Annotated in this window: 1 pseudogene; it reads right to left on the bottom strand. The window is 55.6% G+C overall.

The annotated features are described in order from the left end of the window. Nucleotides 1-170: 170 nt before the first annotated feature. A pseudogene (locus SJH88_RS19585) lies at nucleotides 171-279 on the bottom strand (IS5/IS1182 family transposase); the annotation flags it as partial.

The following is a 279-nucleotide window of genomic DNA, read 5'->3' as shown; positions in this document are numbered from 1 at the left end:
CGCACGCTGCGCAGCAGCGGCTCGATCTGCGCAAACTTCTCTCTGCTGACGTCGCTGGCGTAGGGCTTTCTCTTCACTCGGCTATTGTCGAGTCATAGAAGGATCGTAAACACGTTCTAAGGGCTAAGGGCTAAGGGCTAAGGGCTAAGGGCTAAGGGCTAAGAACGTGTTCAAGATCTCCTGAGCAGCAGAACCAGGAAAGCCAAGTGGACGAACTGCAAGCTGGTGTTGAGCAGCCGCTCGCAGTTCTTCCACAGCCGCCGATTCTTGTCTAGCCAG

Origin of the sequence: Comamonas sp. GCA5 (genome assembly GCF_036541385.1) — a bacterium.
GTDB classification, from domain to species: domain Bacteria; phylum Pseudomonadota; class Gammaproteobacteria; order Burkholderiales; family Burkholderiaceae_C; genus Comamonas; species Comamonas aquatica.
The sequence above is the reverse complement of the archived record's forward strand: the minus strand, read 5'-3'. Positions and strand labels throughout refer to the sequence as shown.